Source organism: Cytobacillus oceanisediminis (assembly GCF_022811925.1).
GTDB lineage: Bacteria > Bacillota > Bacilli > Bacillales > Cytobacillaceae > Cytobacillus > Cytobacillus oceanisediminis_D.
The window spans coordinates 3,490,166-3,503,632 of sequence record NZ_CP065511.1 but is presented as its reverse complement, the minus strand read 5'-3'; the positions used below and the strand labels follow the sequence as shown (position 1 = coordinate 3,503,632).

Here is a 13,467-nt window from a genome sequence, read left to right as displayed (position 1 = left end):
GTGCATGGCATTAAGTCGGTATTAAGACTCTTCATCGTGCTCACTCTTTTATTCATAACCGGATGTTCCGGAGACACAGCGAGTTCAGAAGAAGAAGCGGTCAAAATTGGTGTGCTTGCTTCCTTAACCGGTCCGCTAGAGACCTACGGAAAGCAAACAGTTGCTGGATTTGAACTGGGGCTCGATTATGCAACCGAGGGGTCCAATGAAGTCGCAGGCAAAAAGATCGAGTTCATTGTGGAAGATACAGAAACAAAGCCAGATGTCGCGGTAAGAAAAGCGACAAAACTGCTGGAAGAGGATGAAGTGGATTTCTTAGTGGGGTCCTCAAGCTCTGGTGACACACTGGCAGTATTGCCGCTGGCTGAAGAATATGAAAAGATCATGGTGGTGGAGCCTGCGGTTGCTGATAGCATCACCGGTCAGAACTGGAACAAGTATATCTTCAGGACTGGAAGAAATTCGTCTCAGGATGCCGTTGCCGGTGCAGCTTCAATCGCTGAAAAAGATGTGAAAATCGCGACCTTCGCACAGGATAATGCCTATGGACGGGAAGGAATCGCTGCTTTTAAAGAAGGAGCGGAGAAGCTTGGTGCCACCATTGTGAATGAACAATATGCAGACCCAAATTCCACTGATTTCACAGCGAATATTCAAAGCATTATAAATGAAAAGCCGGATTACCTTTATATCGTCTGGGCAGGATCCAATGCCCCATGGAAACAGTTAAAAGATATGCAGCTGGAGGAGCAGGGAATTAAAATATCCACTGCGGCGCAGGACATAGCTTCCTTAAAGACGATGGATTCTTTGGTTGGCATGAGCGGTTTTTCCATTTACTATCATACCCTGCCGGATAATGAAGTAAATGACTGGCTGGTGGAAGAACATAAGAAAAAATTTGACGGTGAGATTCCTGACCTGTTTACTGCTGGCGGAATGACAGCTGCCATTTCCATTGTGGAGGCACTAAAGAAAACAGAGGGCGACAAAGATGTGGATGGTCTGATTAGCACAATGGAAAATATGGAATTTGAGACACCGAAAGGAACGATGAAATTCCGGGCTGAGGATCATCAGGCATTGCAGTCCCTATATGCAGTAACCCTGGAGGAACAGGAGGGTGTGGATCATCCGGTGCCGGTCCTGATCAGGGAATTGAATATGGAAGAAACCGAGCCGCCAATCAGAAATGGAAATTAAAAATTCAGAATAGTTAGATACATGGGAGGGGTCGCCAAGTTGGAAAATATTCTGGAAACAAAAAGCCTATCTGTTTCTTTTGGAGAGCATGATGTCATAAAAGAAGTGAACCTGGAAATAGAGCGAGGCAAGCTGACTTCGATTATCGGTCCAAATGGGGCTGGCAAGACCACACTCTTTAACTTGCTGAGCGGCCAGATCCCACCGACAATGGGAGAGATTTATTTTAAGAAAGACAATATAACCAGGCTCTCTGTACCATTACGGGCGAGAAGGGGCATTGGCCGCTCCTTCCAGCTCACCAATATTTTTCCGGAACTGACGGTGCTCGAAAATATCAGACTGGCCATCCAATCATCAAGTAAAGATTACTACTCGATCTTTCCAAGGCTTTCTTTCATGAACCGCCAGCAGGATGAAGCAAAAGCGGCCATGGAGAGGTGCATGCTAAGCGGCAAGGAAGATGTGCTGGCACAGGATCTGGCGCATGGGGAAAAACGAAAACTGGAGCTGGCCATGCTGCTGGCTCTCAAAACGGAATTGCTTCTCCTTGATGAACCGACAGCAGGCATATCGATTGAAGAGATCCCTGCCATTCTGGAAGTGATAGAGAACATTAAGAAGGAAGGCATGTACACGATTGTATTAATCGAACACAAAATGGAGATGGTCATGCATCTGTCCGATACCCTTGTGGTGCTATTCAATGGAGAGCTTCTGGCCAGCGGCAATCCGAAGGAAATTATTAAGGATCAAAGAGTTCAGACGGCATATTTAGGAGGCTTGCATCGTGAGTCTATTAAAACTGGATAATCTGGAGACCTATTTGGGTCAATATCACATTCTTCAGGGTGTGTCCATGTCCGTGGAAGAGGGAAGCATCACCGTCCTGTTCGGGAGAAATGGAGCAGGCAAAACGACAACACTGCGCACCATCATGGGCTTTAACCCATCCACCACGGGTTCCGTGCATTATCACGATCAGAAGATCAGCGGAATCCCTACCCACCTGATCTCCAGAAAAGGAATCGGCTATGTGCCGGAAAATCAGGGAATATTCAGTGCACTGACTGTAGAAGAAACCCTGAATTTGGCCAAGGCCAAAAGCACAGGTGAGACGGAAGAAAAAATGGAGTGGATGCTGGAGCTTTTCCCGGATTTGAAGAAGTTCTGGCGCAAGAAAAGCGGTTTGCTTTCCGGTGGTCAAAAGCAGATGCTGGCGATTGCCAGGGCGTATATCAATGGAGATGGACTGCTTCTGATTGATGAGCCAAGCAAAGGATTATCGCCGATCATGGTTGAAAAGCTGATGGAATCGATCATGAAAATGAAGGAAAAAACGACGATTCTGCTAGTGGAGCAGAACTTCCTGATGGCAAGCGAGATCGGTGATTATTTTTACATTATGGATGACGGAAAAATAGTCCATGATGGCTGGATGCAGGATCTAAAAGAAGACAAGGAAACCTGCCAGAAATACTTGGGCATCGCGTAAGCAGTGAAGGGGGGCTGGAAATGGAAGTCTTTATTAATTTATTGGTCAATGGGGTTTCAACAGGGCTGCTGATATTCCTTCTGGCTGCCGGACTTACCTTAATCTTTGGACTGATGAGTGTATTGAACTTTGCCCATGGAGGATTATTCGTCTGGGGCGCTTTCTCAGGAGCGTGGATCTTTAAAGAAACAAACAGTTTTCTATTAGCGATAGCGGGTGCAGTTGCAGTCGGAATGGTCTTGGGATGGGTATTGGAAAGATTCCTGATCCGTCCTGTCTATGGGAATCATGTCCGGCAGCTGCTGATTACATTAGGCGGGATGCTGGTATTATCTGAAAGCATCAAAATTTTCTGGGGACCGAATCCTATACGGGTAAACCTTCCGGGATGGCTTGAAGGGAGCTATCAGTTTGATGGAATCATCATCATTAAATACCGTGTTTTTGTAATCGTTGTTGGACTGCTGCTGTATCTGGCATTATGGCTTTTGCTCAGCCGTACGCAGATTGGACTTATGATCAGGGCTGGAGTGCTGGATAAGGAAATGGTTCAGGCGCTCGGAATCAATGTAAAAGGACTTTTTACATTCGTATTCCTGCTCGGTGCCGGATTGGCTGCTTTAGGCGGAGCGCTATTAGCGCCGTATTCTGGAGTCGTTTTTGCGGAAATGGGCATGCAGTATGCCATACTGGCTTTCATTGTGGTCATCATTGGCGGAATGGGCAGCCTGCAGGGATCGGCACTGGCTTCCCTGATCGTAGGAGTATCGGGAGCGTTTATGGCTTATTATATGCCTGATTTGTCACTGGCATTGAATATGCTCCTATTGGCTATCGTATTATTGGTGAAACCAACAGGGCTGCTGGGAGAAAAGGGGAGTGCTGTATGAGAGGTGTATTTCATAAAGTGCCGCTGTACTGGGGGCTTGCGATTCTGCTTTTCATGCTTCTGTTTCCCTTTGTTAACGACTCCCGAAGCACACTGATTTTACTTACTCAAATCTTCATTTTTGCCATATTTGCGATGAGCTTTGATATTCTGTTAGGGTATACCGGCATTGTTTCCTTTGGTCATTGCATGTTCTTTGGAATCGGCGCGTACAGCACGGCTCTCATTTTTAATAAGCTGGATGCAACTCTGCCAAACTTTTTAATTGGATTGGTTATAGGCATCATCCTATCCGCTTTGGTTAGCTATATCATTGGTTTATTATCACTAAGGCTCAAAAGCCACTTTTATGCGATGCTGACACTGGCAGTATCACAGCTCTTTCTTGTATTGGCAGAGAAATGGAGGGGACTGACGCATGGCGGAGACGGTTTTACCTTCAGTGTGCCTGACATATTCAAAGACCGTACTTCTTTCTATTACATTACACTCATTAGTGTAGCCGTTGTTTTCATCCTGCTGAAGCTTTTTACAGAATCGTCCACTGGCAAGGTGCTAAAAGCCATTTCCCAGAATGAATATCGTGCAGAAGCACTGGGGTATCAAACACTTCATTACAAACTGATTGCCAGCGTGACGGCTGGAGTGGCAGCTTCCTTAAGCGGCGCACTTTATGCAGTGTCACTACGGTTCATTAATACCAATGTCTTTTCTATTGAAGTTACCCTTGATGCTCTCTTAATGACGATGATCGGGGGAATGGGAACCCTGGCTGGTGCCATAGCAGGAGCGGGGATCATCGAATTTTTAAGACATTATCTTTCTGAGCTTGCGATGACTTTCCCCATCTTTGAACGATGGACGATTATCCTCGGATTCTTATATATAGTGGTGCTTCTTGGGTTCCCTTCCGGTTTAGCAGGAGTTATTAAAAAGTTCACGTTGAAAAAGGGGAGGAGGGAGAAGAAGAAAAGGGAAATGGAGAGGGCTGCATAGTGTGGGATAAGAAGATTCTGGAAACCTTGCCATCATGGGTAAGGTTTTTTATTAATTGCAAGACCACTTATTTTTTTCGGGATATTGAACGGGGGGTTAATATCAAAACCATGATCTTTAATGTTGTGAAAAAACGTTCTTAAGCTGGTGTGAGAGCTGATAAATCCAATGCGGATCAGGCTATGGAAGCGGTCATAGTTATCAATAGAACATAGAAAAAGAATAAACCTCTCCATCAAAATCAAGGAATTTCAGGAGAGGTTGGTATTATAGGCTGTTCTTGGAAAAATATTTCCGGGTATTTTCACGTACTTGATTTGGCAAGACACGATCAAGCTCTTCATTTAGCCATGAAAGTGTTTTACTGCGGAGGAAATCACGCATTTTTTCTTCTGCTGAGAGCATAACTAAATTGATGGTACAAGAGGAGGTACCCGAAGAGCAGATATTTTCTCTATACAAATAACCATTATCTTTAATGTTTTTGCATTGAAAAATCGGCTTGGGACCTTCAACTGCTTCAATTACATCCCAAAAAGATATTTCTTCTGGAGATTTAGCAAGTTTATAACCGCCCTTAACTCCAGGAACTGAGCTAACAATACCGTTCTTTGATAATTTACTGAAAATCTTTGAAAGATACGTTTCGGAAATCCCTTGGAAAGTGGAGAGTTCCTTTATGCCAATGGAAGAATCCTCTGTATTATCAATTAAATATACAAGGCAGTGAAGTGCGTATTCAACCCCAATACTATACTGCATTACGAACACCTCTTCATAAATGGGACTATTTTAATCAATCTTAGAAATTTTTTATTTCTTTGTCAAACATGATCAATTGGTACTAATTAACATGAAAAGAGGTTTGACATAATAAAGTCTACAATTTATTATAGATAATATCAATCGCTGATTGATGCTATCCACAATTGAAATTTCAAAATGCGGTTCAATTATTTGTTGAATCAGCTTTAAGGAGGAATTGATATTGGAACAACGAATTGATTATTACAATTTAGCACCAGAGGCAATGAAAATAATGATGGAAATGGAGAAGTATACGAAAACGACAGGTTTAGACCGTAAACTTCGTGAACTTATAAAAATTCGGGCTTCACAAATAAATGGCTGTGCCTATTGCATTAACATGCATACAGCGGATGCGAGAAAAATGGGAGAAACGGAACAGCGTTTATATTGCATTAGTGCATGGAGAGAGTGCACATTTTACACTGAAGCAGAAAAAGCAGCTCTTGAATTAACAGAGCACATAACTTTAATCCCGGCGAAACGAGTGCCAGATGAGCTTTATCATCGAGTACGTGAACATTATGATGAGAAACAATATATTGACCTTGTTCTAATCATCAATCAAATCAACAGCTGGAATAGAATTTCAATTGCAATGGGGAATGTAGCAACTGAAAAATAATATCTCCAACAGTTCCTTGTCTTAATGATTGTCTTTTTTTAAGGGTAACTTACCTTCTAGTAAGTAAAGAAAAGGTGATCCTTCAAGCCGAAAGAGAAGGGCAAAGACTAGCGTTATAGAAAAAGTCATTGCCGGGCTCATAAAGTTCGCCCTTAATGCAAAAGCTACTTGTGGAAATATTGAAGCAAAAAAAAATACTAATCCATTATAAAAAGGGGAGTTTTAAAAATGATGAAAATAGAAAAGAAATTATACACGGCTACTGTAAATGTTCAAGGCGGAAGAGATGGAAAAGCGGTATCTGACGATAACAATCTGAATGTAGACTTGAGATATCCAAAGGAATTAGGCGGGGACGGAGCTGGAACCAATCCGGAGCAGCTGTTCGCTGCAGGGTTTGCCGCATGCTTCCAGGGAGCGATGGGCACTGTCCTTAGGAAAAGGAACATTAAAACAGACGGTATAAATATTGCTTCACAAGTTACGCTTGGCAAGGATGCGAACGATGGATATGTGCTGGCCATTACAATGGATATCACTGTAAAGGGCGTTGAAACAAGCGTGGCAGAAGAAGTCGTTGCGGAAGCTCATAAGGTTTGTCCTTATGCCAAAGCAACTCAAGGTAATATCGAAGTAACCTCCAACGTTGTTGGTTAATCAGCATCCCGGTTTTTTTCATACACCAAGAGTGCCTATCTTTTAACAAGATAGGCATTCTTTTTTGCATTAGGAATTAGATTTTGTTTAACCTATTTTTCATAAAATGATTCTTAATCCATTTTATAATAAGAAGGAGCGGCAGATACACATATACAAAACCAATTCCCACATTAGAAGTAAAATTGACAAGATAATCAATACTCTTAAATTCCTGAAGGTATATAGAAACAATCATCTCTGCAATAAGCAAGAATAGCAAAGTCGCTTTAGGAGGAATTGAGAAAGTTCTTTTTACGATTCTTGTACATGCCCACAAAGAAATACATATAGGGGATATGATCACTAACAGCCAAATAAAGATGAATACATATTCAAATCTTTCCAGGAAAGAGAATTTAACGATCTTAACCATCATAAGAGTGGGCCAAGGTAAATGCTGTAATACCTCTTGATTAAAGTATAAGAATGATATTAACGTTATAATTAGGTACACAATGAGAGTATATATATTGCCAAGATACGCCCATTTTGAAATATCTCTGTTATTTGAACTCCTAAGGAAGGGATAATACATTAGGATCCACTCGAAACCAAGAAAAAGCAGGGCATACCCTTTAGAAGATAAAAATAGCTCACTTAGGGAATGACTAAAGGCGGGGAGCAGGTAAATATAATTCGCATGCATCAATGGGAAGTAGATTAAAAAGAACAAAAAAGCAGGCAATATAACTCCCCAGAAACTAAAGCCGGTTAAACTGCGAAAGCCGCTTGAGATAATATAATAAAATGTGAGTCCGAAAACGAAACATAGCTGCCAAGTTTTTATTGAAGGATACACCCATATTTGGATGACCTCAATATATGCACGGAGGACTGTCAAAGAAGCCAGCCAGAAATAAACCAATGCCATGACAGACATTATGCTGCCAATCGCTTTTCCAAAGCAATACTGATGAACAGCTACTAAATCATTAGTTCCCCCGCCTAATAGCTTAAAAATAATATAGAGTATGATATGGGTTGCAGCCCAGGTTATAATTAAAGAAATCCAGGCGTCCTGCTCAGCATGTTTAATAACCTGGCTTTGAAAATTTAGGATACCAACTCCGGTTTGTGAAGAGTGAATGAGAAAAAATGTGAAAAAAGCCGAAACTTGAAATTGTTTTTCTACTTTTACGTTCACTAATTTCCCACCCCAGTTTGCCTTACAACAATTTTGGTATTTACCTCATATGTCATATTAGGATATATCCGATCGTAAAAACTCTTTTCAGAATAATTTCTGTGATTTGCTTTATACACTCTTCCTAAACCTAAAGGATCTACACCATTTGTTTGAAAATCCTTGAGAAGTAATTCAGCATCGTTTGAAATTGATTTCTGTAAGGCGGTTTTAAATAATTTAAGATCCTTTTCATCTTCTAAATTGATCCATTCAGGCAAAGCATCAAGTTCTACATCTAAATTTAGGCTTACTCTAACTTGTTCCCTGAGGTTCTCCTTGATGAATTTCACCTTGTGTTTTCCATAGTTCGTTCTGACCCCAATATTAGCTTTGTGTCCATGCATGTTGAGGTCAAAACTATATACTCCCCTTTTGTTTTTATCCGTCATTAATTTTAATAAGAAGGTTTCTTTTTCGGAAATCCTAAAAGCTAATTTTTCACCTTTAAAAATCCCCATACCATCGACTTTAATTTTCCCTTTAGAATCAACTGTAAGATTTGGAAAGGACATATCAATTCCACTTCCAAAAAACTGGTCATACATTACATGGGAGTTAGATTCAGGAATTCCTTCATTTTCAATACTTTTATCAATCAAATTCATTAAGAATAGCGGACTCTCATTAAGTGTTTTACTTAGTATTAAATCTGGAGTTCCATCTGTAATGACAATTCTTACTATGCCAATTTTTGGATCCTTACAGATGGGGTCTAATATGGAAGCTAAACCATCTCTGCTTAGTTGATCCCCAAATATCATTACCCTTACTTGACCTATTTCAAATGGAAATTGAGACTTATGGCTAAGTTCTTCCTGCAGACTGGATGGATTTTTAGCTGCAGCTGTGATTAAAGCAGGATTATCACTCTCGGCATAATTTGGATAAACAACACTTGCCTTTAGCATCTCATCTTCTTTGTCATATCCTACATTATGCATCAGAGAGACTTCATTAATAATATTGTGAGGTACACATCCAGCCAGAATTAGAGTTAGAACAACAATACCCATTTTAACTAATGTGTTATTCGTCATTAATATCTTCCTTCTTTTTGTTACTCTCTTTTGGTGAATATTTAATTTTATCTTTAGGTCTCAAAAAATCTGGCCTTTTGTTTAATTTATTATAAGGGGACCTTATGATACTATCCGCAAGACTATTGCTGCGAAACGGGTGCAAAGGAACCATGTAAGGAGTATCAAATGATTTTAATTTAAACAAATGACATAGCAGCACGGCAAAACCTATCATGATACCTAGCCCGCCTAGGAATGATGACATGATGATAAAGGGAAATCTTAAAATTCGAATGGTGTTGGACATAACGATAGCTGGTGTTGTGAATGAAGCTAAGGCTGCTAAAGCGACAATGATTAATAAAATATTACTTGTCAGTGCTGCCATTACAGCTGCCTGTCCAATGACAATACCGCCAACAATGCCCAATGTCTGTCCTACTTTAGTAGGCAATCGGGCTCCTGCCTCTCTTAATAATTCAATGGTCAATTCTAAAAAAAGAACCTCCAGCAGCGGCGGAAATGGAACGTTTGCTCTGGACTCTATTAGCGGACCCAGTAAATCCGCAGGCACCACCTCATAATGAAACGTCATAACCGCAACATAAATGGCGGAAGAAAAGATTGAAAAGATGATCGCAAGTATTCGTGTAAAACGGAAGAAAGACCCAATAATCCAGTTATAATAATAATCTTCGGATGAGAGAAAAAAATCGAATATGGTAGTAGGTCCGGATACTGCGTATGGTGAACCATCACTAAAGATAACGACTTGGCCGGAAGTGAGTGAATAAGAAATTCTATCCAGCCTCTCTGAAGAAAAGTAAAGTGGAAAAGGAGTATAAGAATTTTCCTTAATTAGCTGGACTAAAGCAGAAGTATCAAAAATGATATCAAAATCTATTTCAGAGAGCCTTTTTTTTACGTTTTCTATATGTTGTTCATTTGTAATGCCATCTAAATAAACAATCATTATTCTTGTTTTTGACAGCGTGCCCAGCACGATCTCTTCAGTAGTTAATAAAGGAGACTTTACCTTAGTTCGAAGTAAAAGAATATTGGTATCAAGACTCTCAACAAACCCTAATTTTGGGCCGATAACATTAAATTCATTCTCAGTTTCGTTAGATTCTCTTATCCCTTTAGATAAATTGCTTACATTCACTAAAAGACAATCTTCAGAGGTATTCTCAAATTTAATTAGGACATATCCTTGATGAATTTTTTCTTCGATTTCTTTTGCTTCCTTTGTTCTAATAACATCTTCAAGCGGAAGGCTGTTTTTAAATTGATTAAAATCAAAAGCCTGGTCAGTCTTTTTTTCGCATTCATTAATATATGGAAGAAATACATGTTCCATCGTCTTGTGATCGATTAGTGAAGTGAAGTATAAAATGACTATCCGGACTCCGGAAACATTTTTTTTAATCTCTTTAAAATCAGATGATTTTTTGGCTCTTTTTACTATCTCGGCAGGTGTTTGATTTTCTGCAGGATTTAGATTATTTTTTTCCTTGTTCATAAACAAATGTACTCCTAACATGTGTTACTAGTTATTATTAGTCCTATCAAAAATTGTATGCACTTTAACATTTTTATTATGGCTGTATGTTTATTTGCACAATGTGACCATATTTTTGAAAAAGAAACGGAAATAATAGAAAATGGATAAGACTTGATTTACAGCTGTATGATCATTTTTATTTAGTAGGAGTGGGAAGATGAGAGATATTTCGATATTAATTGCGGATGATGAGGAGGACATTGCTGATCTGATTGCCATTCATTTAGAAAAAGAAGGGTATCATGTTATTAAAGTTTCGGATGGACAAGAGGCTGTTCGTGTTGTCGGGACTCAACAGATTGATTTGCTGATTTTGGATATTATGATGCCGAAAATGGATGGATATGAAGTAACCCGCCGCATTCGCGAGCAGCATAACATGCCCATCATCTTTTTGAGTGCTAAAACCTCTGATTTTGATAAAGTACAGGGACTGGTCATTGGAGCAGATGATTATATGACGAAACCATTCACCCCAATCGAATTGGTTGCCCGTGTAAATGCTCAGCTCCGGCGTTTTATACAGCTGAATCAGCCGAAAGCAGATCATAAAACCTGGCTGGAATATGGCGGGTTAGTGATTACTCCTGATCAGCGCACAGTGACCCTATATGGTGAAAGCATTGAGCTTACGCCGAAAGAGTTTGATATTTTGTATTTGCTTGCGAGTCATCCAAAAAAAGTGTATAGTGTGGAAAATATTTTTCAGCAGGTGTGGGGTGAAGCCTACTTTGAAAGCGGCAATACAGTCATGGTACATATTCGCACGCTGCGAAAAAAACTGGAAGAAGGCAAACAGAACCACAAATGGATAAAAACCGTGTGGGGAGTCGGGTATTCCTTTAATGGATAAAATGGTGCGCAGCTTTCGTTCAAAAATGGTGCTTTTATTTGGTTTAAGTATGATTTTTTCTGGACTTATAACGTTTATAGTCTTTAAATCACTTCAATTCTATTATCACGCGAATGCCCAGTTTGGTGACCGGCTGGAATTTTATCGGAAAATCATGAAACAATTTGGCGACATTAACTTCTTTTTACTGCTGTTTATCCCGCTTTCGTTCATGTTCTTTTATTTACTCACGAAGCGATATTCCAGCTATTTTAACGAGATTTCAACCGGAATTCATCATCTCTCCCAGGGCGACTTTTCACATCAAGTTCAAATAGAGTCAAATGATGAATTTCGGGATATTGCCCATGATATTAATCTGGCAAGTGAAAAATTGAAACAAGCTGTAGAAAGAGGAGATTTTTCGGAAAGCAGCAAGGATCAATTGGTCGTAAATCTGGCTCATGATTTGCGGACTCCGCTTACCTCTGTTTTAGGCTATTTGGATTTGATCCTTAAGGATGAGAGCTTGACCGAAGAACAAGTCAGGCATTTTTTGACCATTGCCTTTACGAAATCTCAGCGTTTAGAAAGGCTGATTGATGAATTATTCGAAATAACCAGAATGAATTATGGCATGCTTCCAGTTGAAAGAAAGAGACTAAATTTAACGGACCTGCTTAATCAATTAAAGGAAGAACTGTATCCTGCATTCAAAAAGAATCATTTGGCTGCCCGTATGGATAGCACACCCCATTTGCCCATTTTAGGTGATGGTGAATTGATAGCACGTGTGTTTGAAAATCTACTAACGAATGCCATCCGTTATGGAAATGAAGGCCAGTATGTCGATATTAACGGCACAATTGATGGGGATGAAGTGGTCGTTCAAGTGGTGAATTATGGAGACAGCATTCCTCCGGAGGAACTCCCGCATCTCTTTGATATGTTCTATACCGGTGACAAATCACGAACGCATCAGGAAGAAAGCACCGGTCTTGGCCTGTTCATAGCGAAGAATATTCTGGAACAGCATAATGGTACCATTACGGTTGAGAGCAATGTCATCAGGACAATCTTTGAGGTTCGCCTGCCAAAGGAAAGTGAAATAATGATTGAAGATTAGCTGTTAGTACAGGTTTTAAGAAAAATTTAAAATTTACCCTACTCTTTTTTTAAATAGTTTTTCCTATTCTTTAAGCAAGGAAGAATAAGGAGGAAGCTGAAAAATGAAGAAGTGGGGTTTTTTACTATTAGTTTGCCTGGGGTTAACATTCGTAAATGTGGACTCTTTTTTTGAACCAAAAGTAAAAATACAAAATGATGATCAACTTGAAAATGACAATGAGGATGGAAGGACCTCTGAACATAGCCAAAAAGAGATAGCAGAAGAACAAATCTATCAAGGAAATTTGCTTTTGGTTAATAATAAATATCCGGTTCACCCGGAAAGTATTAAATCAGATGTCATCAATCTATCTGAGCAAAGTGAACGGACAAGGGGATATGGCTTGTTAAACAGCGAAATATTTCTGTCAGAGGACGTTGCACGTGAATTTTCAGAGATGATCGATGCTGCAGAAACAGAAGGAGTTCGAAATTTCTCTATTACCAGCGGCTTTCGAGGCTTTGAAGAACAAAGTGTGCTTTATCAGGAGATGGGTTCTGACTATGCCTTGCCAGCAGGCTATAGCGAGCATAATTTGGGCTTATCGCTTGATGTAGGATCTACTCAAATGAAAATGGCCGATGCACCTGAAGGAAAGTGGATCGAAGAAAATGCCTGGAAATACGGGTTCATCCTGCGTTATCCAAAGGACAAGACAGACGTAACAGGAATTCAATATGAACCCTGGCATATCCGCTATGTTGGCCTGCCGCATAGTGCGATTATGAAGGAAAAAAAATTTGCTTTAGAGGAATACTTAGATTATCTAAAAGAAGAAAAACAAATCTCTGTGAATATGAATGGGGAAAAATACACGATTACTTATTACCCGATACCTCAATCGAGGACGATTAACGTACCGGACGATAGCTATTATGAGATTTCAGGCAACAATATGGATGGGGTATTTGTGACCGTCTTCGAATGAAAAGTGAAAAATTTAAGGCCATTTTAGTAATTCATGAAAGGGCGCTTTTCTTGAAT

Annotated in this window: 14 protein-coding genes; 10 read left to right on the top strand and 4 right to left on the bottom strand. The window is 40.0% G+C overall.

Going from position 1 to position 13,467, the window contains the following annotated elements:
• The 5 genes from IRB79_RS17520 to IRB79_RS17500 are packed head-to-tail and all read left to right on the top strand — an operon-like array spanning position 1 to position 4,583.
• Positions 1–1,203 (top strand): substrate-binding domain-containing protein, encoded by a 1,203-nt coding sequence (locus IRB79_RS17520; RefSeq protein ID WP_431833443.1) that lies wholly within the window; start codon positions 1–3, stop codon positions 1,201–1,203.
• Between the two features lie 39 nt (positions 1,204–1,242).
• Positions 1,243–2,016, top strand: a complete 774-nt coding sequence (locus tag IRB79_RS17515) for an ABC transporter ATP-binding protein (protein WP_243503714.1) — start codon at positions 1,243–1,245, stop codon at positions 2,014–2,016.
• Positions 1,994–2,698, top strand: a complete 705-nt coding sequence (locus IRB79_RS17510) for an ABC transporter ATP-binding protein (RefSeq protein ID WP_243503713.1) — start codon at positions 1,994–1,996, stop codon at positions 2,696–2,698. The genes IRB79_RS17515 and IRB79_RS17510 overlap by 23 nt, the downstream gene beginning before the upstream one ends.
• Positions 2,699–2,718: 20 nt before the next feature.
• Positions 2,719–3,588 carry a branched-chain amino acid ABC transporter permease gene (locus IRB79_RS17505; RefSeq protein ID WP_243503712.1) on the top strand — a complete coding sequence of 290 codons (870 nt, stop codon included), beginning with the start codon at positions 2,719–2,721 and terminating at the stop codon, positions 3,586–3,588.
• Between the two features lie 53 nt (positions 3,589–3,641).
• Positions 3,642–4,583: a branched-chain amino acid ABC transporter permease gene (locus tag IRB79_RS17500; protein WP_431833442.1), complete on the top strand. Its 942-nt coding sequence runs from the start codon at positions 3,642–3,644 to the stop codon at positions 4,581–4,583.
• A gap of 267 nt (positions 4,584–4,850) precedes the next feature.
• On the opposite strand, the gene IRB79_RS17495 is transcribed toward IRB79_RS17500, so the two are convergent.
• Positions 4,851–5,345, bottom strand: a complete 495-nt coding sequence (locus tag IRB79_RS17495; protein WP_243503711.1) for an Rrf2 family transcriptional regulator — start codon at positions 5,343–5,345, stop codon at positions 4,851–4,853.
• Positions 5,346–5,571: 226 nt separating this feature from the next.
• Here IRB79_RS17495 and IRB79_RS17490 point away from each other — a divergent pair, with 226 nt between their 5' ends.
• Together IRB79_RS17490 and IRB79_RS17485 are read left to right on the top strand one after the other, a co-directional pair.
• Positions 5,572–6,015, top strand: a complete 444-nt coding sequence (locus tag IRB79_RS17490) for a carboxymuconolactone decarboxylase family protein (RefSeq protein WP_243503709.1) — start codon at positions 5,572–5,574, stop codon at positions 6,013–6,015.
• 228 nt (positions 6,016–6,243) lie between these two features.
• Positions 6,244–6,672, top strand: a complete 429-nt coding sequence (locus IRB79_RS17485) for an organic hydroperoxide resistance protein (RefSeq protein ID WP_279401026.1) — start codon at positions 6,244–6,246, stop codon at positions 6,670–6,672.
• A gap of 76 nt (positions 6,673–6,748) precedes the next feature.
• Here IRB79_RS17485 and IRB79_RS17480 read toward each other — a convergent pair whose 3' ends face one another.
• From IRB79_RS17480 to IRB79_RS17470, 3 genes are read right to left on the bottom strand one after another with little or no spacing between them, the layout of a single operon-like run.
• Positions 6,749–7,858 (bottom strand): GerAB/ArcD/ProY family transporter, encoded by a 1,110-nt coding sequence (locus tag IRB79_RS17480; protein ID WP_243503708.1) that lies wholly within the window; start codon positions 7,856–7,858, stop codon positions 6,749–6,751.
• Positions 7,858–8,937 carry a Ger(x)C family spore germination protein gene (locus IRB79_RS17475; RefSeq protein ID WP_243503707.1) on the bottom strand — a complete coding sequence of 360 codons (1,080 nt, stop codon included), beginning with the start codon at positions 8,935–8,937 and terminating at the stop codon, positions 7,858–7,860. Before IRB79_RS17475 ends, IRB79_RS17480 begins: the two co-directional genes overlap by 1 nt.
• Positions 8,927–10,441, bottom strand: coding sequence for a spore germination protein (locus IRB79_RS17470; protein ID WP_243503706.1), 1,515 nt, complete (start codon positions 10,439–10,441; stop codon positions 8,927–8,929). The genes IRB79_RS17475 and IRB79_RS17470 overlap by 11 nt, the downstream gene beginning before the upstream one ends.
• A gap of 199 nt (positions 10,442–10,640) precedes the next feature.
• Between IRB79_RS17470 and vanR the strand changes: the two genes are divergently transcribed.
• The 3 genes from vanR to vanY all read left to right on the top strand — a co-directional run bounded on the left by vanR (position 10,641) and on the right by vanY (position 13,411).
• Positions 10,641–11,336 carry a vancomycin resistance response regulator transcription factor, VanR-F/VanR-M family gene (vanR, locus tag IRB79_RS17465; RefSeq protein ID WP_243503705.1) on the top strand — a complete coding sequence of 232 codons (696 nt, stop codon included), beginning with the start codon at positions 10,641–10,643 and terminating at the stop codon, positions 11,334–11,336.
• On the top strand, positions 11,329–12,441 hold the full coding sequence (locus IRB79_RS17460; protein ID WP_243503704.1) for a sensor histidine kinase: 1,113 nt from the start codon (positions 11,329–11,331) through the stop codon (positions 12,439–12,441). The genes vanR and IRB79_RS17460 overlap by 8 nt, the downstream gene beginning before the upstream one ends.
• Before the next feature lie 103 nt (positions 12,442–12,544).
• Positions 12,545–13,411 (top strand): VanY-A/VanY-F/VanY-M family D-Ala-D-Ala carboxypeptidase, encoded by an 867-nt coding sequence (gene vanY / locus IRB79_RS17455; protein WP_243503703.1) that lies wholly within the window; start codon positions 12,545–12,547, stop codon positions 13,409–13,411.
• Positions 13,412–13,467: the final 56 nt, after the last annotated feature.